General features: G+C 51.4%; 22 protein-coding genes and 1 pseudogene. 3 read left to right on the top strand and 20 right to left on the bottom strand.

Annotated features, from left to right (window positions below; genetic code table 11):
- Nucleotides 1-46: 46 nt before the first annotated feature.
- The 9 genes from ACE5KN_RS01040 to ACE5KN_RS01000 form a co-directional block, all read right to left on the bottom strand.
- A complete protein-coding gene (locus tag ACE5KN_RS01040) occupies nt 47-1,246 on the bottom strand; it encodes a GNAT family N-acetyltransferase (RefSeq protein ID WP_375525096.1) in 1,200 nt (399 codons plus the stop codon).
- Entirely contained in the window at nt 1,234-2,556 is a 1,323-nt protein-coding gene (locus ACE5KN_RS01035) for a F390 synthetase-related protein (protein WP_375525131.1), read from the bottom strand. Before ACE5KN_RS01035 ends, ACE5KN_RS01040 begins: the two co-directional genes overlap by 13 nt.
- A complete protein-coding gene (locus ACE5KN_RS01030; RefSeq protein WP_375525095.1) occupies nt 2,553-3,407 on the bottom strand; it encodes an MBL fold metallo-hydrolase in 855 nt (284 codons plus the stop codon). Before ACE5KN_RS01030 ends, ACE5KN_RS01035 begins: the two co-directional genes overlap by 4 nt.
- Entirely contained in the window at nt 3,404-4,399 is a 996-nt protein-coding gene (locus ACE5KN_RS01025) for an NAD-dependent epimerase/dehydratase family protein (protein ID WP_375525094.1), read from the bottom strand. Before ACE5KN_RS01025 ends, ACE5KN_RS01030 begins: the two co-directional genes overlap by 4 nt.
- A complete protein-coding gene (locus tag ACE5KN_RS01020; protein ID WP_375525093.1) occupies nt 4,396-5,643 on the bottom strand; it encodes an ATP-grasp domain-containing protein in 1,248 nt (415 codons plus the stop codon). The genes ACE5KN_RS01025 and ACE5KN_RS01020 overlap by 4 nt, the downstream gene beginning before the upstream one ends.
- Nucleotides 5,633-6,634, bottom strand: coding sequence for a beta-ketoacyl-ACP synthase III (locus ACE5KN_RS01015; protein WP_375525092.1), 1,002 nt, complete (start codon nt 6,632-6,634; stop codon nt 5,633-5,635). Before ACE5KN_RS01015 ends, ACE5KN_RS01020 begins: the two co-directional genes overlap by 11 nt.
- Nucleotides 6,635-6,702: 68 nt before the next feature.
- Nucleotides 6,703-7,605 (bottom strand): hypothetical protein, encoded by a 903-nt coding sequence (locus ACE5KN_RS01010; RefSeq protein WP_375525091.1) that lies wholly within the window; start codon nt 7,603-7,605, stop codon nt 6,703-6,705.
- 55 nt (nt 7,606-7,660) lie between these two features.
- The gene (locus tag ACE5KN_RS01005; protein ID WP_375525090.1) at nt 7,661-7,801 is read right to left on the bottom strand and encodes a DinB family protein; all 141 of its coding nucleotides are present in this window, start codon (nt 7,799-7,801) and stop codon (nt 7,661-7,663) included.
- The gene (locus ACE5KN_RS01000; protein WP_375525089.1) at nt 7,785-8,180 is read right to left on the bottom strand and encodes a VOC family protein; all 396 of its coding nucleotides are present in this window, start codon (nt 8,178-8,180) and stop codon (nt 7,785-7,787) included. Before ACE5KN_RS01000 ends, ACE5KN_RS01005 begins: the two co-directional genes overlap by 17 nt.
- A 271-nt stretch (nt 8,181-8,451) precedes the next feature.
- Between ACE5KN_RS01000 and ACE5KN_RS00995 the strand changes: the two genes are divergently transcribed.
- Nucleotides 8,452-10,443, top strand: coding sequence for a methyl-accepting chemotaxis protein (locus tag ACE5KN_RS00995; RefSeq protein ID WP_375525088.1), 1,992 nt, complete (start codon nt 8,452-8,454; stop codon nt 10,441-10,443).
- An 88-nt stretch (nt 10,444-10,531) separates the two neighbouring features.
- Here the strand turns inward: ACE5KN_RS00995 and ACE5KN_RS00990 are convergent, their stop codons facing one another.
- Both ACE5KN_RS00990 and ACE5KN_RS00985 read right to left on the bottom strand, forming a co-directional pair.
- On the bottom strand, nt 10,532-10,636 hold the full coding sequence (locus ACE5KN_RS00990; protein ID WP_355320010.1) for a YjcZ family sporulation protein: 105 nt from the start codon (nt 10,634-10,636) through the stop codon (nt 10,532-10,534).
- A gap of 191 nt (nt 10,637-10,827) precedes the next feature.
- Nucleotides 10,828-13,440 (bottom strand): annotated as a pseudogene (locus ACE5KN_RS00985) (DUF5695 domain-containing protein); the annotation flags it as partial.
- A 378-nt stretch (nt 13,441-13,818) separates the two neighbouring features.
- Here ACE5KN_RS00985 and ACE5KN_RS00980 point away from each other — a divergent pair.
- Both ACE5KN_RS00980 and ACE5KN_RS00975 read left to right on the top strand, forming a co-directional pair.
- Nucleotides 13,819-14,367: a GNAT family N-acetyltransferase gene (locus ACE5KN_RS00980; RefSeq protein WP_375525087.1), complete on the top strand. Its 549-nt coding sequence runs from the start codon at nt 13,819-13,821 to the stop codon at nt 14,365-14,367.
- An 87-nt stretch (nt 14,368-14,454) separates the two neighbouring features.
- A complete protein-coding gene (locus ACE5KN_RS00975) occupies nt 14,455-15,168 on the top strand; it encodes a copper amine oxidase N-terminal domain-containing protein (protein WP_375525086.1) in 714 nt (237 codons plus the stop codon).
- Nucleotides 15,169-15,855: 687 nt separating this feature from the next.
- Here the strand turns inward: ACE5KN_RS00975 and ACE5KN_RS00970 are convergent.
- The 9 genes from ACE5KN_RS00970 to ACE5KN_RS00930 all read right to left on the bottom strand — a co-directional run bounded on the left by ACE5KN_RS00970 (nt 15,856) and on the right by ACE5KN_RS00930 (nt 26,185).
- On the bottom strand, nt 15,856-16,863 hold the full coding sequence (locus ACE5KN_RS00970) for an aldose 1-epimerase (protein ID WP_375525085.1): 1,008 nt from the start codon (nt 16,861-16,863) through the stop codon (nt 15,856-15,858).
- A gap of 42 nt (nt 16,864-16,905) precedes the next feature.
- Entirely contained in the window at nt 16,906-18,666 is a 1,761-nt protein-coding gene (locus tag ACE5KN_RS00965) for a glycoside hydrolase family 2 protein (RefSeq protein ID WP_375525084.1), read from the bottom strand.
- Between the two features lie 42 nt (nt 18,667-18,708).
- Nucleotides 18,709-19,515: a carbohydrate ABC transporter permease gene (locus ACE5KN_RS00960; RefSeq protein ID WP_375525083.1), complete on the bottom strand. Its 807-nt coding sequence runs from the start codon at nt 19,513-19,515 to the stop codon at nt 18,709-18,711.
- Entirely contained in the window at nt 19,515-20,405 is an 891-nt protein-coding gene (locus ACE5KN_RS00955) for a carbohydrate ABC transporter permease (RefSeq protein WP_375525082.1), read from the bottom strand. The genes ACE5KN_RS00960 and ACE5KN_RS00955 overlap by 1 nt, the downstream gene beginning before the upstream one ends.
- Before the next feature lie 19 nt (nt 20,406-20,424).
- Entirely contained in the window at nt 20,425-21,735 is a 1,311-nt protein-coding gene (locus ACE5KN_RS00950; protein WP_375525081.1) for an ABC transporter substrate-binding protein, read from the bottom strand.
- A gap of 422 nt (nt 21,736-22,157) precedes the next feature.
- Complete coding sequence (locus ACE5KN_RS00945) at nt 22,158-23,207, bottom strand: aldo/keto reductase (protein WP_375525080.1); 1,050 nt, start codon at nt 23,205-23,207, stop codon at nt 22,158-22,160.
- Between the two features lie 77 nt (nt 23,208-23,284).
- Entirely contained in the window at nt 23,285-24,307 is a 1,023-nt protein-coding gene (locus ACE5KN_RS00940) for an MBL fold metallo-hydrolase (RefSeq protein WP_375525130.1), read from the bottom strand.
- A 73-nt stretch (nt 24,308-24,380) separates the two neighbouring features.
- A complete protein-coding gene (locus ACE5KN_RS00935) occupies nt 24,381-24,953 on the bottom strand; it encodes a TetR/AcrR family transcriptional regulator (protein WP_375533017.1) in 573 nt (190 codons plus the stop codon).
- A gap of 74 nt (nt 24,954-25,027) precedes the next feature.
- Nucleotides 25,028-26,185, bottom strand: a complete 1,158-nt coding sequence (locus tag ACE5KN_RS00930) for a glycoside hydrolase family 88 protein (RefSeq protein WP_375525078.1) — start codon at nt 26,183-26,185, stop codon at nt 25,028-25,030.
- Between the last annotated feature and the right edge of the window lie 42 nt (nt 26,186-26,227).

Genomic DNA, 26,227 nt, shown 5'->3' with positions numbered 1-26,227 from the left:
TGTCTCCTTCCTTCCATGCAAAAATAAACCGGTGAATGAATGATTACTACAGCTTCAATTTCCGGATGATCGGCACGCCGATGCTCCACAGCAGTTTTTCCAAAATCGTCCAGCAGACCCTGGTCAGGAACGGCAGATGCCTGTCAAACACAGCCGTAACCTCCAGCTCCGCCACTGCGCCGCGGTTACGCTTGAACTGCCCAACACCCGAGCTTTCGTGCAGCAGCAGCCCCCTTTCCTCCGCGATGCCGATCAGAACGGCGGACAGCATCCGGTACAGCCCCGTTTTCTGGGGCAGAGTTGTATCATATCCGAACAGAGGCGCAGTCATGATCCCTTCTCTGGCAAAGAAGCCAAGTACAGCATCCAGCCGTCCGTTCTTGCGCAGCCCGTACAGCTCCAGCGTGCCTGTTTCTATAGCCAATTGTATAAACTGCTCCGTAAACTGCGGGTTGCAGGCGGAATACTTGTGAATGTACAGCATATCGTAAAGCTGCTTGATGCGGGGAGCATCGTCAGGCTGCATGTCGGACGGGCCGGAAATGCTGTAGCCTTGCTTCCGAATCAGTCCCCGGTCTCTTTTGACAAGCCATCTCGCTTTGGCATTAACCGGATGTGGAGCAGCCGCTTCCGCGAATGCCATGTCCTGTTCCTGCCTTCCATGGAGCAAATAAATCTGGCGGCTGGGTACCAGCTTACAGCCCTTCTCTTTCATGGCATCCAGTAAACGGCCGCTTGCAGCCCTGTTCAGGGAGCGGCATAAAATGGCATGCCGCGGATAATGCTGCTGCAGTTCGTCAATGACCGCTTCCAGCTGCCCCGGAGTGAGAACAGGATACAAATTCGTGGACAGGATCCAGTTATTCACCTGTATAACACGATTAAATCGCGCTCTGCGCAGAAGCTGGCCAATCATGTTCAGCATTCCGCCTAGCAAAACCTCGGCAGGCCGACTGCGGAGATTGGCCAGCTCCTCTCCTGCATACGTGACATAGTGAGTATATGGGGAACAGACGTATGAATTGTCATACTCCATGTCATTGACAGTAACCGGCAGCGGAATGCCGTCTACCGTTACAACGAGCAGCCGGGTCCGGACATTATGAATATAGCTTGATACGGACTGCCCTATCATTAACGGCAAAATATACTTCTTCGCATATCGGCCATATTCCGTGTCCGGCCACATTAGCTTGCCGATATTCGTCTCATCATACCATTTAACATTCGCAGTCACGGGTTCCATCTCCTCTCCACCCGCCGCAGCTTTAGAGCTCCAGGTATGAAATTATAGGACACAAAGCTGATTTGCGGCGGAACACAGCCGACGTGATGGCAGAGCTGAATGATTTGCACGGCAATTTGCTCCTGAACATCCCCAGTGTCCTGCAGTTCCCCGTTCCGCCCTTTATAGGAGATTTCAAGAGTTTCCGCTCCGGTCTGCACGACACGGTAATGCTCTATTGCAGGTGAGGCCGCGATCACGGCACGGGTGACGAAATCCGGAAAAAGGGCCACCAGGTCTCCATTACCGGCGCGCGGAAGATATAATATATCGTCACAGCGTCCTTCGATACGCTCGATGGTCGTAAAGGCAGAGCCGCATGGGCAGGGAGTAGCCGCCTCTGTCAAAATATCGTTCAGGCGGTAACGGACAACAGGTTGCGATGTTCTCGAAAAATCCGTAACAATCGGCACAAAGCGGCGGCTCGCCCGGTCGATGTACTCCTTTTCAATATGAACGATATCTTCATTTAAATGCAGTGTGCCATGCTCGCAGGTGGCGCCAAGAAACCCTTCCGTACACTGATACGCCTGGTGCACCGGCAGCCTGAAAATCTCTTCAATATAGCGGCGGTCCAGCGGATCCAGCACCTCGGCCACGGAGATGATTTTGCGCGGCTGTGCCGTCAGTCGGCCTGCCGCCTGCTCTTCGGCAAGGAGGCGCAGCATGGAGGCTGGGGCGATCAGAATCCCCGGGCGATAGGCCTCCAGCCGCCGGACATGCTGCTCAACAGGTTCCAGCAGGTCGAAATATTGGAACTGCAGACGGCCGCGCTTTACCGATTCATACAGATTGCTGTTGGCACGGAGAAAAAAAGCGATCTTTTCCGCCTGCAGCAGACCTCCCGGCAGCAGCTTGGCCAGCACTGTGCCGCTCCACGCCGCCTGTTCGTGCGCGCTGACGATGAACAACCCCCGATTGCCGGAGGTGCCGGATGACAGGCCGACTGTAACCCCGCTCACCAACGGCTTGAAATCACGGGTCTGTTCCGCCAGCAGAGCCGCTTCCATCGCCTGCTCCCGGCTGATTCCGACCGTGTTCAGGCTGTCGAAATGGTCCATCATGATCTGCTTGTCGATAACAGGAAAGCTCCGCCAATCCGCAGCAGCAATGCCTTGCCATAGTTCCCGGTAAAATGGCGAGTTTCTCCGGATCGATTCCACATGACGGACGATCCTCTTTTCCTGCCAGCGCTCAAGCCTGGCGCGGTCCGTCCATTTGCGCGCGTTCAGGGCACGCAAATAATAGTACAAAATCAGATGCAGCTTCATTCCCATTCCCCCGTTCCCCACACAGCGAGCGCTTCCCGGCAGTGGCTTGGCACGATGCGCACTGCCGGATAATGCGTATGCAGCTGCCGCAGCAGCTCAAAGCTGCGCTTGTACTCCCTGCGGTCCGACATAATGAGACCGGCGGCTGGATGCGGCGGCCGATTCTCCATGAAGGCGCGGCTCGACCACACGGCATCGGCGCACAGCAGATAGTCCTGACGCTCGGTGGATACGAACAACCCGATCATGCCTGCGGCATGACCTGACAGCTCCACTGCCAGCATGCTGCCGTCCCCGAATAGGTCATAGGCTTCATGAAACGGAAAACCTGGCTCAAAGGGCCGAACGGCAGACGCTGCCGCTACCGGCAGGGAGCGGGCCGCAAAATCGTCCGGCAGCAGACCGGGCAGAAATCCTGCACGCACACGGCGCAGGGGACCGAGCTGCTTCACTGCATCATAAGCCTTCTGCAGGTATATAAAGCGTGCATTCGGGAAATCCCGGAGTCCGCCGACATGATCGGCATGGAAATGGGACAGCACGATGTACCGGACGTCCTGCGGCGTTATTCCCGCCTCCCGCAGCTGGCTCGCCGCGCTGTCCTCCTCACGGAACACGACCGGTGTAATATGCCTGTACAGCGCATTCGGGAGGCGGGCTGTTTCCGTGAAGAAGCGCCCGCTGTACCCTGTATCGAACAGCACGGGGCCATGCGTCGGGTGGAGCATGCAGGTAAAGCCTGCCGGAAAAGTTACGGGACGAAGCGAGCCTCCACGCAGGGTCAGGAATTCCGGATGCGTACAATATCCCGCGGCAGACAGCAGCAGTTTCACAGGAAGGGATGTCATCATGCTTGTGCCACCCACCAGTCCGCAAAGCGCTGCAGCCCGTCCCATACGGATACGCTCGGTGTGTAGCCCAGCTTCTCGCGTGCCAGCGTAATATCAAGCGTATGCGGGATTGCCACCGATCCGACCGTATACCTGGTCAGGAGCGGCTCTCCGCGCAGCGGCAGCACACGGTACGCCAGCTCCAGCAGGCCGGCGATTCCGTAAGCGGCCCCGTACGGGATGCTGCGCGTGCGCAGCGGAATGTCCAGCAGCGCGAACAGCTTCTCCACCACTTCCCGGAACGGCAGCGGCTCACCATTGCTGATATTGTAAGCCTGTCCCAGAGCGGCAGGCGCAGCACTGCAGCCCAGCAGCATCGCGTCCACCACATTGTCCACATAGGTCAGATCAATCCGTGCCTGTCCGCCGCCGAGCAAAGGCACGCCGAGCTTGCCGTTCGCCTTCAGCAGCCGGGGGAACAGCGTCCGATCCAGCGGGCCGAATATGGCCCGCGGACGCAGGATCAAGGCCGGCAGCCCTTCGCGGCAGGTCTGCATCACTTCACGCTCCGCCAGCAGCTTTGTCGCTGCATAAGCGTTGGCCGGCCGCGCCGGAAGCGGCTCCGATTCGCGGATCAGGAAGCGTGGCCTGTAATTGAAATAAATGCTTGGCGTTGAAATATGAATGAGCCGCCTTACATCATGCCTCCGGCAGCCTTCTATAATATGGCGTGTTGCCAGGACATTGCTGCCGTAAAATTCTTCGTAGTCTCCCCAGGGAGAAGACAAGGCAGCGCAGTGGAATACATAATCCTGACCTTCGCACGCCTGCATGACCCTGTCTGCGTCCCGCATATCCGCCGGTACAAAACGGATGCCGTTTCGGTTCAACTGCGCGCCGCTCTCCCTGCTGCGGCCCATACCGCTGACATCCCATCCCATCTGAGCCAGCCGCAGAGCCGCATGGCGGCCCAAAAATCCGGTCGCTCCCGTAACCAATGCTTTTGTCGTCATGTCTCACCGTTCCATTCTATATCCTGAGTCAGCGCTTCGGTCATCGTAATGCCCAGCTGTCTGCTCAACCGCCAGGCGCTGCAGACGATCCGCACCTGCTCCAGAAAGGGCCGCGGATCATCGTTGCGCCAGATGACATCCCGCGCTCTGCGCAGCGAATCCAGCCACGCTGCCCAATCCTGTCTGCTGCGGTTTCCCCGCAGCCCACAGCCCAGCATGGCCAGCGTTATCATCGCAGCGGAGCCATCATGCGGGGTTACGGTACGCTTGGCACGTACAAGCCTGTCCGGAGCGGCAAGAGCCTGCTCCAGCCCGCCGCCTGCGGCAAAAAGATGAATGCCGCTGGTAGCGCGCGGATTACATTCGATCGGATAGAGCGTGCCGTCCCGTGCCTCAATAAAATCAAAGCCGATCTGTCCCGAAAAGCGCAGACTGCCTGTAAACCGGGTCACCCAGTCATGGGCAAGCGCGTGATCAACATGCTTGAAATAGACGCTGGCTCCGATCTTGCCAGTACGATAGCGGCTTTCATAGGCGGCATGCGCCACCACTCTGCCGTCATGGACCACACTGTATGTACACAAGGCCTTCCCCTGTATGAATTCCTGAGCCACCCATGGTGCTGCGGGCGTAATCTGCGGAACTGGAATATGAACAGGCACAGACCCGGGCCTTCTGTCCGCTTGATCCCGCCCGAACTCGTTCGGCATGATCACCCTTGAGGCAAAGCGGGAATACGCCGGCTTGAACACCTTGCTGCCGGAAGAAAAATTGCCCGGCTCTCTTACCGCCTCCCATTCCTCTGCACTCGTGATCAGCTCCGTATGCGGAACCTTAAAGCCGAGCCGACGGGCCAGCTCTATAAACTCACCCTTATGATGCAGCTGCCTCAGCTGTCCGAGGCCCGGCGACAGAACTTTGCAATGCCCCCTCAGTCTCTCCAGCCCCCGAGCAATATAGAAAATCTCCTCACACGTCGGTATGAGGAGATCAATCCGCAAGCGGACGATCAGGGTCTCCAGCTCCTCCAGGAAGCGCTGCGGCTGCTGGCGCGGAGGCGCCAGCCTGAAGCTTTCTTCCACCGCTGATGATACCCTGCACAAATGGCTGGCCGCACTCTCGGCCGCGTACACCCGATGTCCGGCATGATGCAGCAGTCTGGCCAGTTCGAGCGCTGCGGGAGCCCGGCCACCGGTAATCAGAATATTAAGCGGTGCCTGCGTTACCCCATTTTTAATAGTCAATGACCATGCCCCCCAATGACAGACCGGCTGCGGTGCCGATCAGCAGCATGCGTTCTCCGCGCCGGATGCGCTGCTGACGAATCGCTTCATGCAGCCCCATGGGGATGGAAGCGGCGATGGTATTGCCGTGATTGGGCGTAATATTCATAAATTGGCTCTCGGAGATGCCCAGCTTCTTGCGCAGCAAACGCATCGCCATCGCGCTGCCCTGGTGGGGGATGACGACACCGAAATCCTTCATGGCTGTACCGGATTGCTTGAGCAGCCCTGCAATAAAGTCCGGCAGCAGCCTGGACGCCATGCGAAATATACCCTGACCGTCCATATGAAACAGAAACGGGTCCTTCACAGGAATGTTCTGCTGACCCGGAGGATATTTGGTCCCGCCGCCGGGAATTTCGGAATAATGCGCTCCTTTGCCATAAGTATGCAGGGACGTATGTACAATTTGTGAACTCTCGTCCGTACCGGATGGCCCGATCACAACTGCCGCAGCCCCGTCTCCAAACAAGGCGGCGCTTTCTTTATCCTTCCAGTTCAGGCCGGCCGAGGCAATCTCCGTAGCCACAAGCAGCACATTTCTGTACCGTCCGGCATCCACCATATATGACATGACATCAAGCCCCACCAAAAAGCTCAGGCAGGTCGAGTCAATATCAAAAGCCGGCACACCCGACTCCCCCTGGCCCATCGCCTTTTGAATAAATACCGCGGTGGAGGGCAGCGGCTGCTCCTTGGTGCCGCTTGTGCACACCAAACAGTCGATGTCCGCGAAAGAAAGTCCGGCATCCGCCAGCGCCGCTTCCGCCGCTCTTGCCCCCATCTGCGACGCTGTCTCCCCCTCGGCTGCAAAATGGCGCACGCCAACACCGGTCGCTTTATGCACCCATCCTGGGGGAACGCCAAGACGCTCGTCCAACTCTTCATCCGTCACGATCCGGCCGGGCAAATATTTGCCTGTACCCAAAATTTTCACTCTTCGCAATTGCATGTCTACCCTCTCCCAGTAGTTCTTGCTGCCCTGAAAACATCCATAATACAGTCCTGATTTTTAGCGTATCATTCGATTCTGTTAAAGTTCCGCAGTGTTCTGAGAGCCTGCAGTGTGAGTACACCCTGCCACTCTCTCCTGGCATCCGTCCATTCCTTCTCATATTGATGCCAATCCCAGTTCGGCTCCCACGAACCGTCTTCAGCCTGACTATGAACAAGCAGGTCCAGCTCGGCGGGAATCACTTCCGCATACTTTTTATAGTAGTGAGAGGCAGGAGAGTCAACGACCTGGAGCGGAGCTGCGGTGTATCCTGTCCGCTCGCCGGTACGGATATCCACACATCGATCCAGGAACAGCTCAAGCTTGTCAGCAATCCTCTTTCCCCGCTCACTGTCCAACCTTTCCGCCAAGTGCAGATAACAGAACAGCTCGTGCATTTCGGACAAATCGCATTGATTCAGCAGATACTCAACAGCATGATCGATCAATTCATTCAGACTCGTAAATTTGAAAAAAGACCGGTAATCCATGAAAAAAGCGATAATATCCGCATTTGGATTACCCCAATGGTCCCTGAACACTCCATAATTCCACCAAACAGCTCTCGGATAGTTCTCCGCTTCCCTCGGAATAATGTCCCAGCCCTTGAGCTCCGGCAGATACGTATCTTCCAGAAAATCCAGCGCGCTTAGAATCATGTCTCTACGAAGCTCCGAGGGTTCCCCTATCTGCAATATCTCAAGGCCCCGTGTTGTTGCCAGCGCGGAAGAGTCCGGGCAGCGGAGATCCGCTTCCAAACCGTGTCCGAACCCGCCGTCTTCATTCTGATATCGCTTCAGCTCCTCAAGCACCGCATGAAAAGAACCGGACTCGAATTCATACTCAAACAAGGCGCGTTCCAGCCTTCTGGCCTTATGTTTCATAAATGTCGCGGCCCGCTCAAACCCGCTGCGGGTCAAAAATTCCATAAGCCCAACCTCCTTTCTGTGCTATGCTAGACAGTGTAATAGATGATGGATAAGCTTACCAGCCTTGACGATCCGCCAGGCTTTGAATTTGCGCCGTATGATGCCTTACATGCCAGGCGAATCTTTGCATAGCTGCATCCAGCGTCATGCCGCCAAGCTGTTCGTTTCTGAACGTTTTTTCAGAATACCAATTCACAATCATGATGCTCCCACACATCGAACAAATTGCCGTCAGGGTCTTCCAGCACAAAAAATTTGCCGTACTTCCCTTCATCCGCAATGTTCCCCACCTTTACACCTTCCGACAGCAGGTAAGCATGCAGAGAGACAATATCATCCGTAAAAAAAGTAATGACCCACCGTTTTCTGCCGTGTGCCTCAAAAACCGCCCGTGTTCCATGGTCCGTTTCTATCAAGTCAAGAATGGGCCGATTTCCCCGAAAGAGGCTGGCATAGCCCTGCCGCTCATGGCGGAGGTTAAATCCAAAATGCTTGATAAACCATGCCGCGGATCTCTGAATGTCTGCCACCGGAATGACCGCATAAGCGATCCCCAAAATGCGTCCTTCTCCCAAGTCTCATGACCTCCTATCGGCTAAATGAGATCTTGTGTAAAGCTGATCCCGATTCTATCACATTTTTTTCCTTCCTACCCAGTATACCTGATCCTTTTGTAAAAGGTAGACCATCATAGTTTACAGAATCTTAACCCCATTGAAATAACACCAACGTCCAATCTAACAAAATGCAGCAAAATTGTTGGTTTAAAATATACAAATTTGGGGCCCAAAAACCGATATTACTAACACGTTGTGTTATTACAAACAGGTAAAAGGGGTCATAGGTATGAAATCAATAACGAGAATGACACTGCATAAGAAACTGATGATCACCTTTATCATCGTTATGCTGATCCCGGCTGTGGCTGTAGGAGCTTTATCCTACAATTCCTCGGCACGAAATTTTGAGCAGCAGCTGCTGGATAACGCGCGCGCAAACGTGGACATTGCCAATAAAATGGTCTCGCAGCAAATCGGAAGCAAGGCGGCCGATATCGAGCATTATGCACAGCTGTTCAGCGCTCAGGATGCCATTGACCCGGATGCATCCGGCCTGCGCGGCAAGCTGGAGCTTTATCTGGCCACCCATTCTGAGGTGCAGAACATCTTTATCGGAACGGAAAATCAGGACATTGTACGCGCCCGCGAGGATGCCTCTGACAGTAAAAGCGATCCGCGCGAGCGGCCATGGTATCAGCAGGCTGCGGCGCAGCCAGGACAGACCGTGATTTCTGCTGTTTCCATGAATTCAGACAATATTCCGGTTGTTTTTATCTCCCGTACCATTGCCGACGGGCAAGGGGTGCTCGGCATGTCTCTTAACCTAACCAAGCTACAGGAGATGACAAGTATTCAGGTGGGAAAGAGCGGATATATCCTCATCATGGATCAGAATAAGCAGTATGTCACACATCCGACCGAGGAACTTGGCAAGGTCATCAACGCCGATTATATAGACAAAATGTTTGCCGCGGACAAGGATACATTTACATACAACTATGGCGGGCAGACGAAACAGATGACCTTCACCACCAACGAGCTTACCGGCTGGAAGGTGGCGGGAACCATGATGAGCTCCGAAATCACGGATGCCGTCAAGCCGATCCGCAATACGACCCTGATCGTTATTATTGCTTCCATCATTGTTATTGGCGTGCTGGCCACGCTGCTTATTCATTCACTGTTGAAGCCTTTGAAGCGGCTGCAGCAGAATACGGAGCAGATCAGCGGGGGAGATTTGACAGTACAGGTGGCTACCGCCCGAAATGACGAAATCGGGGAATTGTCCCGCCACTTTCAGGTGATGGTTGATAACCTGCGCTCCATGATTCTGCAGGTGCAGGAGATGACCGACAGCCTGTCCTCCTCCTCCCAGCAGCTTGCGGCAGGGGCTGAGCAGACCACCTCAGCCATTGAGCATGTGACGCTCGCCATGCAGGAGGTTGCCACTGGCACAGAGAAACAGCTGGCAACGATTCGCGAAGGGGATGATCGCATGCAGGTGATGTCCGCCGAGGTGGATCATATTTCAGCTTCCATGCAGCAGATGTCCGAGATTGCCGCATCCTCCATTGCACTTGCGGACTCCGGAAGCGAAGCGATCGGGGAGGCTGTCATGAAAATGGACAGCATCCAGACGACCGTATCGGAGCTGGACAGCGTTATTGAAGATTTGAATACACGTTCGTCACACATTGGCAGTATCGTAAGCACCATCTCCGAAATTGCCAAGCAAACAAACCTGCTGTCCCTGAATGCATCCATCGAAGCTGCCCGGGCAGGCGAGCATGGCCGCGGCTTCAGCGTTGTTGCGACAGAGGTCCGCAAATTGGCCGAGCTGTCTGCACAGTCCGCCCAGCAGATTACCGAGCTGATACACGATATCCAATCCGGTGTGACAACCGCCACTGACCGGATGGATGCGGCGAAGGAACGCGTCGGCGAAGGCATTACAGCCGTGGATCTTTCCGGACGCTCCTTCTCCCGCATCCGCAAGTCGGTCGCCAAGTCCGCGAAGCAAATCGATTCCATCGCCGCAGCGGCCGCCGAGCTCGCCCAGAATACGGTCACTGTCGTTCAGGCCATGGAAGAGGTCGGCCGTCTTTCCCAGGAAACAGCGGGTAATTCGGAGACAGTGTCCGCTGCGGCCCAGCAGCAGCTTGCTTCCATGGAGGAGATCGGCAGCTCCGCCGCGGATCTGACCCGGATGGCCGAGCAGCTTCAACAACTGGTCGCACGTTTTAAACTGCATTCTTCCCACGATAAAGCAGACCAATAACCATGTACAGACAAATCAAAGCCGCCCTTCAAGCCATCGAAGGGCGGCTTTTCCCATGGACTTTCCGATGTTCCCACCGGTTACTGAATCAGATCCACCATGCTCTTGTAATGATTACAAGCAGAATGAACAGTACCAGGATTGCACCCGTAGATGTAAAAGGATGGTGCAAATGATGTTTAACATGGCTCATTAATAATTACCTCCTTGGTTATTTGGTATGCTTTAGTGTATGTTCTGAGTTGCCTTTAGCCAGGGCTTTTCGGCAATTATTCATGAAACAAGCAGCCCCGGTCCAATAAAATCTGGGACCGAGGCTGCTTAACTCATGTTTTCTTCTTCACACCTTACGGGGCACAACCATCACGTTTTTCAAGAGCCGCGCCGCAGTTCGACAGTATAAGCGGCAGCCGTCCCGATGCCCAGGTCGGCAACAGCCGGTTGTCCACTCACGGCAGTCAGATTACCGGCTGCATTGCCGTTGATCAGGATGTTATATGATCCAGGCTGCAATCCGGTAAATGTCACTTTAGTCGTATGAGCGGTGCCAGGCGTAGCGCTGGCCAGCGAGAAGCGGACATAGCTTTTGTTCTTGGCCACGGTAGCTGTGGTGTAAGTGTCGCGCTCCAATGACATGCCCAGCTTTTCCGTAATCAGATTCAGTCTCTGGAACACGCCGTCCTTCGGTGTTACCACATAATTGCCCCCATCCTCCGTCACTTCACAGCCGTAGCCGTACAAGCCGAAGAGCGGGTCAATCGCCACGTCGGCGCTCAATATTTTGATCGCACCCCACAGGCCAAGATCGGCTTCGCCGGACATTCCCCTCCAGCCGTTGAACAGCGGTCCGCCTCCCAGACCGAGCGCTCCATAATTGCCCTTCGTCATCTGGTAGGTCCAGGCCACCGCGCCGATATCGGCCGGATCGGAGCTGATCTGCCCGGAGTTGATCGCACTGAGATTGCCAAGCTTGGAGGCATAGGTCAGACGCTGCTCAATCTCCGGCTTCGTGGAATAATTGCGCACCCAATCGTCCATCGCGTAGCCTTGCAAGGCGACGGTGTACTGGAAGTTCCACCACGGCTCCCCGGTAATGGTGACCGGCACGGAGTAAAAATACCATAACGGCATATGCCCGCGCGTCGCCCGGACCTTGGTGTTGATCTTTTCCATCATCTGCTGATTATTGTTCATCTTGGCCAGCGTATAGACGGATTCCTCGCCGGTATTGTCGTAATTGTACTCAGACCCGTACGGGTACGTTGTATTTTTGAAGTTGTTGTATTTGGTATTCATTTTGCTCGCAAGATCGTTGGCCTGTGCCGTATACCCCTCATCCCTTAGGGCCTTGATGATGTCAGGTGTCGTCATTTCGCCCATCAGCCCGGTATTCCAGTTGTACGCGACCGGACCTTCGTAAAGGGCTTTGAAAATATTGTAGGCACGCAGCAGGTACGTCGTACGGGGCTGGATATAATTAACCATGCCCGGGTACAGCTTGGCAATCTTGTACATGCTGAAATAGGTGTTGTAAACATGCGGATAAGCGTATCCCCGGTAAGTCGGCGTTGTATTGGGCTCTGGCATTAAAAAGTCATGAATAAGGTAGTCTGAATGATGCCCGTTCATGAGATTGGTCCAAATTGCCGTCTCCAGATACTGGTCCACAGCCCTGATTTCCGAGGCAACGGGCTTCTGCACATTTTTCTCAGCCAAAAATTGACCGTGTGTATAACCCCAATCGTCCCCCCAGCCCCAATATCCGTTAAAAACATTTCGGCGCGAGTGGGTCTGCATCATCCAGTCATCAAATACTTTGTCGCGCAAATCACCGGGCACATTCCACTGCTGCTTCTCGACCATAAACGTCGCATGGCGCTGCAAAGCGCTGCCGATCGGCTCGATGGCGTAAAATTGCAGCACGGTTTTTTCGCCATTTCCGTAGTTGACGGTAATGTTATTTGCACCCAGGCGGCTAAAGCGCAGTGAATACAGGTTATGGCCTCCTGCAGCGGTGCCAATCGGGGTGAGCGTCGTCTGGGATGGGTACTGCGCGGTCACCGACGTGATCGTTTTTTTCGTGCGCAGGCTGAACTTGGCGGTCTGGTCCGTCGGCACGATCATGCCCGGGATGACGGTAACATCGATCAAGCCTTCCTCGTACAGTCTGTCTTTTACTCCCTGCTCATTCGCAGCTTTAAAAAACTTGAATGCATACGTTTTGCTTTCTCCCGGCGCGAGTGTGAGGCTCGTATTCGGCAAATAGCCGCGATTGGTACTCTTGATCACGTTGGAATGAATATAGAACACCGTCAAACCTTCGGACCAGCCGCCCTGATCCGCAGCCCATGTGCTCCCCTGGTGCTCTTCGACCCGCCAGTTGTCCATATATTCAAAGCCTGCACCGGTGGAGCTGTCGGGCACCATAAGAAGCGTGTTTCCGATTCCGCTCGGCCGCTGCACGGTAATAAAAGAACTGTTGTTGGCCACATTGGAGTGGGTAACAACCCGGGTTTCATAAATTTGTTCGTTATTGCCCCCTGACCAATACTCATTGAATGGCAGCGGCAAACCGAAGTCCCCGATTTCAAGTGTTTGTCCACTTGTATTCGTTACCGTAATCGACCAGCGCAAATAATCGCTGACCAGAGAATAGGACTCATCCACTTTAAAATTGCGAATTCCCTGCGCATTGCTGGAGTTTTGATAGGTTACGTTGATTGTGCTGCCGTTCTGACTTATTGTCCGTCCATTAGCGGAACGGCTGCTCCAGGCTGTTGTCCAAGCTCCATTATTCAAGCGGTACGTAAACATCAGCTCGCCCAGCCATTGGTGATCGGAAGTGTTCTGCTGCGGGGCGTTGCCGGCATTCATCACATAGTTGGTCGGAAAGCTGTCACCGACGATCTGCAGGTTCGTAATTTCTCCATGATCCCCTGTTGTCACCCGAAAGTTGCCGTTTGAGATCGTATAGGAAGCCTTGATGTTTCCTTTCATATGCAGTTCCTCCTTCATCTAATCAATCAGAATGAGCAAAACAGCAACATCCACAGAATCCGTCCGCTCTGTCAGCGGAACTCCAATACTTTGCAAACCACCTCCCTTCATAAATCAGGGGATAGGTGAACGTTTTCATTAACTTGAAAGAGAGAATTACTGACTGCTTGTTTCTCTCTATAACTCTACTATATGATTTCGTATAAAATTTGGAAATAAATTCCTGTCCTATTTTTCGCTCCGCTTATAATGATTTTATTTCCTGGGAAAAGCTTAATAACGAGCCCAAGCAGATTTGACCCTCGACACTAGCGATTCTCTTTTTAATGGAGAATGTAATATAGTAAATATAATTTCAGTGCAAAGGAGCCCTGCAGAGTGGTTGAACAAGAAATACATCATAAAGGTCTCATCTATACGGTAAGATCCGCAATTCATAAGGATGCGCAGCAACTGTCAGCGCTGAGGATGCAGATTGATGGCGAGACCGAGTATCTGGACAGAGAACCGGGAGAAGCCTTTATAGACGTTCCGGGATTTGAGCGGTTGATCAAAACAGACACAGAGAAGCCTTGCAACTTGTTTCTGGTGGCCGAGGTTGGAGGCCGGATCGTGGGATTTTCCAGATGCGAGGGCTTTGATCTAAGGCGATTTTCACATAAAGTGGAATTCGGGGTTTGTGTGCTGAAGGAGTATTGGGGATATGGGATCGGTAAAAATTTATTACAGACATCGATCAATTGGGCCGATAACACGGGCATTAAGAAAATGTCCCTCAATGTTTTGGAGACGAACGACAAAGCCATCTCACTGTATAAAAAGCTTGGCTTCGAAATCGAAGGTGTGCTGAAAAACGACAAGCTGCTTGCCGACGGAAGGTTTTATAATACGGTGGTCATGGGCAGATTCGCCCCGACTTCTTCGTAAACCCGAGAACAGGCCGGGGCCGAACCTGACTATATCCCTCAAGAGAAAGGTAAGCCCTTTTCAAATCTTGAATTAGGATGGTGCAAAATGTTTAAGAAAATAGTCTGCGTATTTGCCACATTTTCCCTAGCTGTTCCACTGATTTGGAGCAGCACATCTTATGCTGCAGCCAATGCATCTGTGGGATTGAATATTAATGGGCTTTTAAGGAATGATGGAGAAGCTAAAGTGATTGATCAGACTGCTTTTGTTCCTATCCGTACTATCGACTTTCTCCCTGATCTACAGGTGTCCTGGGACAACAAGACAAAAACGGTCACGGTTACAAACGCCAATACCAAGGAAAAAGTAACTCTGGTTGCAGGAAACAAAGTCGCTTCAAAAGGAAAGGATAAGATCAGTTTAAGCGCGCCGGCCCGCATTATCGACGGAGTAACTTACGTGCCTTTTCGTTTTATCGGCGAGGCATTTGGAGCTACAGTAAAGTGGGACAATGCTTCGAAATCAGTGGCTATCTACAACACTGATCCTGCCGTAATCGATAGTTTGAACAGTAAAGACCTAAAAACAGCGAGAACCGCAGCTCTCAAATTGCCGAGAATATCATTTCATGAGGAATTCACTACTTCAGATGAATCACACTCAACCACATATTATTTTCCTTATGGTGAAGTTAAAAGGTTTTTTATAAGCAACCACGGAGTAACTCAATATTTTGAGGTCAAAGATAATGCAGCCTGGGTCATATGGGAAGGTGTTGATAGGGTGAAAAAAAGGTATATTAATTTAGGCTCAGCCTAACAATCAGCACTTGACAGGCAAGCCGGTAACCGATCATGGCAAGAAATATCGGAAGGGCGTTGAAAGCAGATCAACATCCGCTGTCCGGACGCTTTGCACGATTATCCCGTTTGATCCGGAAGCAGAGAGGACGATAAATTCAGGAGAAGAAAATATGTTTGGGAGAAGCATACATGTTCGAGATCGTTAGATAGTAGGTTTGTGAGAAGAAGGTTTAGGAGAAGTGAAGCAGACCTGACGGGAGGAAGGGGGCAAGACACCGGGGAAAAATGAAAGGACCGTGATCCCCCCACCCTCTCCCCCCTGAACAAAAGGGATAATCGTGCAAAGCAGCATGCAGGGATACCAAGACACGAACGCTAAAGACAGCCGCCTCAGAGCCAAAGTCATAATTTATTTTGTCAAGCACTGATCTCGGTTTTGAGCCTTAATTTAACCGGATAGTTTTGCCCTAGGTACGGACTTTAAGCTTAAAATTGTGAATAACGAGCAAAAGAAAGGGACTGTCCCATTAATGATTTTTGGGACAGCCCCTTTTTAAATCATGCGATCATCCGGTGTTATTCTCTCCTAATCACTCAGGCAAGCAAAGCCGGTAATCAGCCGCACGACTTGACCTTCCGCGTTCAGTGCGAAGTACTCTTGCTCTGTAAGTGTAAAACTGGTACGGCATACGAATGTTCATCCTTAGTCCTGAACTGTTCTTCGCACATAAAATCTGCTGCTCTCTTCCCAGATCTCCCCTGGCTGCAGACTGAATACTCCTACTTCTTCAGCCCGCACATCAAGGTTGGGGCCATTCACCAGATTGGTCTGGGGCTCCGGACAGAAGAAGCCCTCCTGTGCGCCATTGTTCCAGATCATCCATTGTTTATAGGAGGTCCCAACATCATAGATGAGCGTAATTCCCCGCACCGTATCGTGCAGCTCCATCCGGTTGCGCCCGTTTTGCGGCACGGCTGTGTAATGGTTATCCATTTCGGCAAAGAAAGGATAGACCCCTCCATCACGCATCTGTTCTTCCTCCGGCACAAAGGGCTGGTACCGTGTCGTCGGCAGCATACGGTCATCCAGCTCCCATCTCTGCCCGATGGTCAGCTTCAGCTTGTAATCCCTGGCCGAACCCTCCGCGGCAAACGGTGCATTCACGGACGTATGAAATGCAAGCAGGCAGGGCATCACGGTGCTGCCATGATTGCGGACCCTCACATGCTGCATAAGACCGTCGCTGCTGAGCGAATAACGCAAGGTGATGCTGAAGCGGAAAGGAAAGACGGCATATACCGGGTGACCTTCATCAACGGTGACCGAAACGGATACATAGCTTTCCTGTCCGGTCTGCCCATACTCATCCACAGTCCAAGGAATGTTATACAGAAAGCCGTGCAGATGGTTGCCGGTAGCCTCTTCATTGACAGGCAACTGCAGTGTGCGCCCATTCCAGGCAAACCGCCCGTCCTCATAGCGGTTCGGCGGGAACAGCACCGGGATGCCGTGGATCATGGGCCTTGCCTTGAACGCTTCCATCTCTTCCGGAGCCGGTTCATGCAGGAAGCGACACTGCAGTTCATTGTTGCGAAATGCGACCAGATTGCCGCCGATCTCCGGAAGCATGACGGCCTCGTAAGGACCGTAGCGCAACCAAACCGCTTTTTCCCCTTGATATTCGCCCTCCCAGGACGCACTTGTGAACATATTCTTCCTCCACTCCAAAAAATCTGTGAATCAATAACTGCCTTAAGCCAGATTGATCTCCCGGATCACTTCAAGCGGCACCTTCGGCTGACGGTCTTCCGTCAGCAGCCCGTTGACCTCCTGCTGCACATCGGTGATCTGTGTGTAGCAATAACCCGCGATATAAGGAGTGGCCTTAATCGCTTCGGTAATGGCGCGGAACCGATTGATAAAGGCTTCCTCGGAATCCACCTGGTTCCCGTATCCCCAGCCCTTATCCGTGCGGAACGCAATGCCTCCGAATTCGCTGATAATAATCGGCTGTCCCCGATAGGCGTATCCTTCCGCAAACGCGCGTTTCCATTTGTTAAAGGAGATTTCGTTGTTTACGATGCCCTCCTTGTCCTGATACCGCTCCAGGAACTCTTCACCCTTCTCCACATAATCGTGCAGGGTCAAAATATCCGAGACTGTATGCTCCCATCCGTCATTGGTAACGACCGGGCGATACGGATCGAATGCTTTCGTAAGATGATAGATGCCTTCTGTAAACTGCTGCTGCATGACATCATGCTCAATCCTCTGCAAGCCCCATGATTCATTAAACGGCACCCAGGTGATAATGCTCGGATGATTGTACTGCTGCGGCACAATCTCCAGCCATTCTCTCGTAAAACGGCTGACTGCATCATCGTTAAACTCGAAGGTAGCCGCCATTTCCGACCAGACCAGCATGCCCTTCACATCACACCAATATAAAAAGCGCGAATCTTCCAGCTTCATATGCTTGCGGACCCCGTTGTAGCCCATCGCGGCCGTTTTATCGATGTCCTCAATAAGCGCTTCCTCGGACGGAGGAGTCAGATGGCTGTCCGGCCAATATCCCTGATCCAGAATCAGCCGCTGATAGAGCGGAGCGTTATTCAGCAGAATCTGTCCGTTCTCAATCGATATTTTCCGCATGCCGAAATAAGAATACACCCGGTCGCACTCCTGCTCGCCCTCATACAGAGCAAACTCCACATCGTACAGGTTTGGCGAGCCCGGCGACCACAGACTCTGCTTCCATGGGCCGCCGGCCTCGTGGAGTACATTGACCTCCACCGTGATCCAGGACCTGTCGGCAGACAGGCTGACCGTTCTCACAGGCTGTCCCTTCAGCTCAATGGCTGCTTCCAGACGCAGATTGTTCTTGCCTTCGATGCCCTTGAGCTGAAAGTCAAAGCGGATCATATGGCGGTCGATATCGGGTGTCATTTTGACCGCTTCAATTCTTGCTTCATTCACATGCTCCAGCCACACACTTTTCCAGATCCCCGTGCTCTGCACATAAAAGCATTCAAAATTCTGATCCACCCAGCGCTGTTTTCCCCGCGGCTGCGTACAGCTCTGACTGTCCTCCACTTCAAGCACGAGATGGTTTTCCGCCCCGTACTTGATAAAAGGCGTAATATCAAACGAAAAAGCAGCATAAGCACCTTCATGCTCGCCGGCAAGCACACCGTTCACCCAGCATTTTGCTTTATAATCCACGCCCTGAAAGTGCAGAATCGTTCTTTTCCCTGCCGCCTCCTGTGGAATCACTACACTTCTGCGGTACCAGACAAGGGAATGGAAGTCCTCAACTCCAATCCCGCTCGCTTTTGTCTCATAGGTAAATGGGACAATAATTTTTTGCCCTTCCGGAAAATCGTTGAACCATTGCTCCTTTTCCCCAATCCTTTCATCATCGAAGCAAAAGTCCCATTCCCCGTTCAAATCCAGCCATTGCTTGCGCACAAATTGCGGCCTCGGATAATCTTTGATATAAGCTTTTGTAGTCATACGGTTTCCACCTATCCCCTTGATATATTTAACATCTGCCGGTCATCCCTTGATGCCGGACATGCTGATACCTTTTACGATCTGCTTTTCGAAGATGATAAACAAGATGATGATCGGCACGGAAGCCACCGCATTGATGACCATCGGTTTGACGTAATCCTCCGAGTATTGGCCCATCAGTGTGGGAATGCCCATCGGCAGTGTAAACAAGTTGTCGTCCGTGATGGAAAGAAACGGCCACAGAAAGTTGTTCCACGAGCCGATAAAGGTCAGAATCGCCATGGAAGCCATGGCCGGACGGGTCAGAGGCAGCATAATGTTCATAAAAATTCTCCAGATGCCGCCGCCGTCCATTTGCACGCTCTCCAGCAGGTCATTGGGTATGCCATCGAAAAAGCTTTTAAGCACAATTACAGCCACCGGAGAGGCCAGCGCCGGAATAATGAGCCCGCTGTATGAGTTCAGCAGATGCAAATCCTTGGCTACCTGATAAAGCGGAATAATGGTTGCTTCTCCGGGAATGAGCAGCCCGCCCAGGATGAAGAAGAACATGAACGTGCGGTAGCGAAACGGCACCTTGGACAGGGCAAAACCCGCCATGGCGGCGAAAATCACCGTCAGCACCGTGACCACCACGGCAACCAGCAAGCTGTTGACGATCCACTGGGACAGCTTTGTGGTCAGCAATACCTCCTGATAAACAGCCAGTGAATACGGCGGCTTGAACCAGTCCAGCACGGTGATGATCTTCATGCCCTCTTCCTTGACAGACACGACCAGCATCCAGACGAGCGGAGCCGCAAACATGAGCGCAATGAGCAGGGAGCCTATACGATACAGCCATTTCATCAGCCTTCCGCTCCTTTCCGGTTATTAATCCAGTATTGCAGCGCAGACAGCACCAGCAGAATGACAAACAAAATATAGGACATGGTGGCTGCATAACTGAGATTGTTGTTTTTAAATCCGGTCTGGTAAATTAACTGGATGATCGGACGTGTCTGATCCAGCGGACCGCCGCCTGTGATGACATAAATTTGCATAAAGACCTTGAATGAAGCAATGATTTGCAGCATCGTAATTGTTTTGGTCAGCGGAGTCAGGTACGGAAGGGTGATGCGCCAAAAGATTTGGGCATCGCTCGCCCCGTCCAGCCTGGCCGCTTCGTAAATTTCATCCGGTATTTCCTGCATGGCGGACAGATACAAAATAAAGTTAAACCCGACCGTCCACCACAGGGTGACCACCGTAATGACGACCCAGGCCAGCCCCGTTTCCGTCAGCCAGAAAATTTCGGCATTCTCGGGCAATAAGCCGATGACATGCAGCGTTGAATTCACAAGCCCGGTATAGGGCTGGAATACAAACAGCCCCAGGTAAGCCGCAACGGCAACAGAAAGCACGCTTGGTATAAAAAAGATGATGCGGTAGAACTTTTGCAAAAATGATTTCCGGTTGGCGATCAGAGCCAGCAGCAAGGCCAATACAATCATGGTCGGCGTGCTTAAAATGACGAAAAAGGTTGAATGCCAGAGCGCCTCCCACACCTCTCTGTCCTGCAGCACCTTACGGAAGTTGTCGAGTCCGACAAAACTCATTTTTCGGATCAGCGTCCATTTGTAAAAGGTCATTTCAACGCCTTTAAGCATTGGCCAAATGGTAAACAATCCGTATATGATCAGAAAGGGAAGCAAAAATACCAGTGCCTGAACATCCGCTCTCCATTTTTTGATTTTCATAAGCGTCCCTCTTTTGGCACTACTCATTCAGAATTTGCTGAATGGCTGTCTCCATTTTGTCCATTGCTTCCGCCGGAGTCATTTTATTGGTCCATACTTCATTCAAAAATTTGAATTCTGCATTATCGCGAATTTGCCAGTTTTTCGTGGACTGCTTGCTGAATTTAACGACGCTCGCAACCTCGGCGTAATCGCTGCGGTAAGGCATATCCTTATACTCCTGTTTTTCCAGTACAGAAGGCTTGGATGGAATATGTCCGGCTTTAGCCCAGATCTGGCCATTCTCGGCAACCCAATCGGCAAAAATCATGGCTGCCTTGCGTTTGGCAGGGTCCTCATTCTGGGTCAGCGGCAAAATAATCGTATGGGAATCTCCCCAAGTCGCTTCCTGATCGAAAATTTTCGGAATCGGCATGGCACCGAACTCAAGCCCTTTTGTTGCTTCCCAGGTGCCTGTTGCCCACACGCCCGTCATCATGATCGCTGCCGTGCCGCTCTGGAAGTTTTTATAAAAGTCCGGATCGTTTTTCTTGATATAACCTTCCGTGAACAGCTTCTGCACATAATCAGCCGCCTTAATGCCCTTTTCTTTATCAATGGCTGCCGACTTCAAATCATCTGAAATCACGTCATTACCGCCCAATTGCGAATACAAAGCCCACCATAAACGGAATGGGTCATCGTTGGTATTGGACAACGCAAACGGCGTAACCTTGGCAGGAAGTTTCTCCTTCAACGTCTTGAGGAAGGTCACAAAACCGTCCGCCGATTGCTCAAACACCGGTTTCCCGTCCTCGCCAAGCAAACCCGCATCTTTAAGCAGTTTTTTGTTGTAGTACATAATAAAAGGATGTGTATCGATCGGTACGGCGTAATGCTGTCCGTCTACCGTAACCGCATTCAAGAGATTCTGATTGTAGGTGTTCCAGTCCACACCAGCCTCGGCTCCCGGGGTATCCAGCTCCGTTACAACCCCTTGGTTAATCAGGTCGGGCAGCCTGGAGGTATGGGAGATGCCGACGTCCGGTCCAGTCCCGTTGCCTACAGCGGTAACCAGCTTTGTATAATACTCGCCCCAGGCCAGCTTCGTATTCTTCACGACGATATCCGGGTGAGTCTTGTTAAATTCATCGACCATCGCCTGCATATTCTGACCGTCGCCGCCGTCAAACAGCGTCCAGAAGGACAGGGTCACTTTTCCGTCACCGGACGAATCGCCGCCCCCCTGCTCACTGCTTCCGCCGCTGCCGCCACTTCCACCGCATCCGCTTAAAACCAATGAGAACGAAAGCAGCAGTGTCAATGCGAGCCATCCAATCTTCTTTTTCATGCGAATCTCCCCTTTGAAGTAGCTTCATAGATACAGACAATAATATTGTTTAATTACATTATTTTTGTATCTATTGCGGAGTATAAAGCTATTTCGTTATTATGTCAACGCTTTCAAACATATTTTTTGTAAATATACTTGTGAAAGTTGCAAGCTTGATCTCGTTCGTCATTGCCGAATCAAGGCACAGCTTACGAGCACCAGAGTACCCGGAAGTGCCATGATCTTTGCTGCAAAGCTCTGGTATGCCCTCTCATCCCGTTTGCCGGGACTTTATTACAGCACTTTTAATCATATGACCTGAGTGATACAGCATTTTTGTAATTAATATATATTTAGCCGTTATTAAAAAAAACACCTCCAAGCTCATCTCCATATCTATCGACATGGCGACAATCACTTGAAGGTGTTATAGATTTACCTTAGCGGCGCTCGACAGCTACGCCACCAAAGACTCCCCACAGATTTGCTGGGTCATTTAAGTATTTATGTGGAAACCCGAGCTCAATCGCGCTTACCGCGTCGAGCCTTTGCAGTTGTTCCTCCGTAAGCTGCAAATCAAGCATATCCAAATTGCTTTCAAGCTGTCCGACTTTGCTTGCCCCCAGCAAAATGGATGTAACGGACGATTGTGCTCTCAGCCATGCCAGCGCAACATGCGCTGCCGGAGCATTCGCTTCATCTGCTACTTTTTTGACTTCATCCACAATATTAAATACGCGTTCATTCAGCATGCCATGGTTAGCCATCATGGTTACCCGCGAGCTCCAGCCTTCGGATTCCTTGCTTTGCTGCTGCAAATCTTCTCTTGAATATTTTCCTGTCAAAAGACCGTTGGCCAGAGGTGACCAGGCAACAACCCCAAGCCCCATCTCCTGAGCCATCGGAGTGAGCTCTCTTTCCGACGTTCGCTCGATCAGACTGTGTTCATTTTGCAGAGCGACCAGAGGAGACCACCCTCTCAGGTCGGCGATCGTCTGCATCCGCGAAATCTGCCAGGCCGGTGTATCCGATATTCCTACATAAAGCACCTTGCCCGCTCGTACCAGATCATCCATAGCCCGCAGCACTTCCTCAACCGGCGTCGTGTTGTCCCAGGAGTGCAAATACAGCAGGTCGATATAATCTGTTTTCATTCGCGACAAACTTGCTTCAACGGAGCGGATCATGCTTTTTCTGTGATTTCCGCCTGCATTAGGGTCACCTTGGCGCGTATTCATCGTATATTTCGTGGCAAGCACGATGCGATTACGACGTTCGCCCAGAATTTCACCCAGCATTTTTTCCGAGCTTCCGTTCGTGTATCCACTGGCCGTATCGACAAAATTTCCGCCCCGGTCGAGATAAATGTCCAGCATTTTCTGGGCTTCATCCGTGCCTGCGCCCCATCCCCAATCTGTACCGAAAGTCATAGTGCCAAGAGCAAGCTCCGAAACGCGTAATCCGCTTTTACCTAAGAAATAATATTTCATATATGCCTCCTATAATTGTGTTAGATTTTTTTTATAAACTCATCGTTCGATACCCCGTTTTTTATGCATCACCCCCTTCAAGTCATATCTCTCCACCATGGAGCCGACGGTACTTCAGAAGCCCCAATCTCTACGGTTTCTCCTATGCGTGGCGTGGTTAAGACGACGTTGTTGGCAGCAGCGGCCTTGAGTACACGCTCAATTGGTTCATCCCAATCATGAGTAGATAATGTAAAAGCACCCCAATGCACCGGGAGTAAAATATTTCCTTGCAGCTCAATGTGGGCCTGAACGGTTTCCTCGGGCTGCATATGCAGCGGCCACCACCCGCTGTTGTCGTATTGTCCGGCCTCGATTAACGTCAGATCAAAAGGGCCATAACGATTACCAATCTCTTTAAAGTGAGGACCGTAGCCGCTATCCCCGCTGTAAAATATCTTTGTATGTTTTCCTTCGATAATCCACGAACACCACAATGTGGTATTTTGCTTAAAAACACCTCGTCCCGAGGAATGTTTTGCTGGTGTACAGCGAAACTTCAGACCTTCAAACCCGGCCTCCATCCACCAATCAAGCTCCACAATCTTCTCAGGAGCAACACCCCATCTTTCCAAATGACTGCCAACTCCAAGGGGAACATGAAATGTTCGCACCTTATCTTTTAATCTCCTGATAGACCGGTAATCCAGATGATCATAGTGATCATGTGAGATGAGCACCGCATCAATCTGCGGAAGGTCTTCAATTTCAATTGGTAGCTGTCCGCTATAACGTCTCCCGCCAAACCTCAAAGGAGAGGAATAGGGCTCAAATATCGGATCTAACAGCAAAAGATGTCCATCCAGCAGTATTAAAGAGGTAGAGTGCCCTAGCCATGTAACACCCGCTTTGTTAATTTCTTCTTTTGATGCGGGTATTGTTATGGGCTGAACCGGAAGCTTTTCTTTTGGCCGTATCTTAGGGTTGCCTTTGATATAATCCCGCAGGATTGGGATTAAAGCCTTCGCAGTGTAGTTAATAGGCGTTTCAACCGGATATTTAAACTTCCCGTTTACGAAATTTCTGGATGCTTGGTATTGAACTCTTCTCTTGCCGGACATGTGTACCAACAACCCTTTGCAATTAATAGAAATTGAATATTCATTCATTTTATGATTAAAAAAAGAAGGACTCTCATGCTTTGACAGCATCCCAACTCGATTGAATCAAGTCCTTCACATTTTTATCATTAAATTCAAATTCTCTTCTGTAATACTGCTTGGCCAGTTCGGTTACAGGAGCATAAATCAAAACTAACAGCAGCATGGTATCATAATCTTTAAGCAGCTTCTGCTCCTTGCCTTCCTCAATCAATTTATAAAAAGGCTGGAACATCAAACTGGAGTCTTCAAGATACAAATTCTCGAGTAGCGGTGAATTGCAAAATTGTTCATAAAAGAGGAATTCATCTTTATGGTTAAGAATGAATTCAATATAGTTGCTCATGATCAGTTCAAATCTTGCCTTGACCGGCAATGGATGATGGAGCCCTTCGAACATACTCGAACTGATCTTTTGCTCGACATTCAAAAACAGCTTCCTCAGCATATCCTCCTTGTTCTCAAAATAAACATAGATCGTTCCTGGCGATACCTGAGCACGTTTGGCGATTTTCGACATGGAAATTTCGGAAAAACCGATCTCGTTCAAAAGCTGAATGGTTGCCTGAAAAATGGCTTCGTTTTTATTTTTGTCTTTATATCTCATGTCTGAATAATAAACGATCATTCAATTAAAGTCAAATCCCAAATTATCGCAGCCCTCCATTGCGCACAATACAATTACCAAATATATAAATCGTTGCCCTTAAGCTTGAGCATAGCTTCTATGAAAAAATAATCTCCGTAAATGATGGATTGATGGTGGGTGCCGGCATGATAGGCGGCAGAGCCGTTCTTAAGAATGCAGTCGCAGCCTGTCGTCCAGTCGGTACGTGTCTGATCCAGTGTCTGCAGAAGCTTGATCGCAGCTCCCAGATACAGATCCTTCTCATGAGGGCTTACTCTCTTGGCAATCTCAATCAAACCGCAGGCGGCAACGGCCGCAGCTGTTGAATCCTCCAATGCCGGCTCCTTGGGCTGCCTGAAATCGACCGGAATTATTCCGTTTCCGGGAATGTTAGCGATAAAATAATGGGCGACCCGCTTGGCCGTATACAGATATTCTTCCTTCCCTGTATGGTTATAGCTCATCATAAAGCCATACAATGCCCAGCTTTGCCCCCGCGTCCATGAGGAGCCTTCCTCGTATCCTTGCCCGCCATAGGTTTTGACCACTTCGCCTGCAAACGGATCAAATTCAACGATATGGTTGACGGAGCCATCAGGTCTGACAAAAGCATTCATGGTTGTATCGGCATGCTTCTCCGCAATCTGCCGGAAACGGGGATCGCCTGTTTCTGCAGAAGCCCAGTACAAGAGCGGGATATTAAGCATGCAGTCAATGATGGCCCAGCCTCTCGTATCTTCGCCATCCAGATCGTTCCACGCACGGATGAATTCCCCTGCCGGATTGTAGCGGCCTGCGAGCAGATTAGCCGCATGCATTGCCCGTTTGCGGGATTCCGGGTTGCCGGTCAGTTTAAAGCTGGCCACACTGGTGGGCAGCCACATAAAGCCTACATCATGATGCAGACCATAATAGTCCTGAAAGCAGGCATCCAGCTTCTGCTCGGAGATTTCGGCGACGTCCTTGTATTTCGGATTGCCTGTTGCATGATACATCTGCCACATCATCCCGCCCCAGAAACCGTTGGTCCACCAGCTGATGCCGTCCGCTTCCGTATTGGAAGGATTATAGAGTGACCGGTCATCATGCTCCCCTGCGATGGTCGTATACGGGATTTTGTTTTTTGATTTTTCGCTGACCCAGTCCATCTTGGCGGTAATTTTGTCCACGACCTCGTCTACCCAAGCGGTTTTTCTGTCAAAAGTAAGCATGGATTCGCCTCTTCTTTCTTCTCTAAAATGATGGTGGGGTAA

It is taken from the genome of Paenibacillus terreus, assembly GCF_042138595.1.
GTDB classification, from domain to species: domain Bacteria; phylum Bacillota; class Bacilli; order Paenibacillales; family Paenibacillaceae; genus Paenibacillus; species Paenibacillus terreus.
This window is presented reverse-complemented; position numbering and strand designations above follow the sequence as displayed.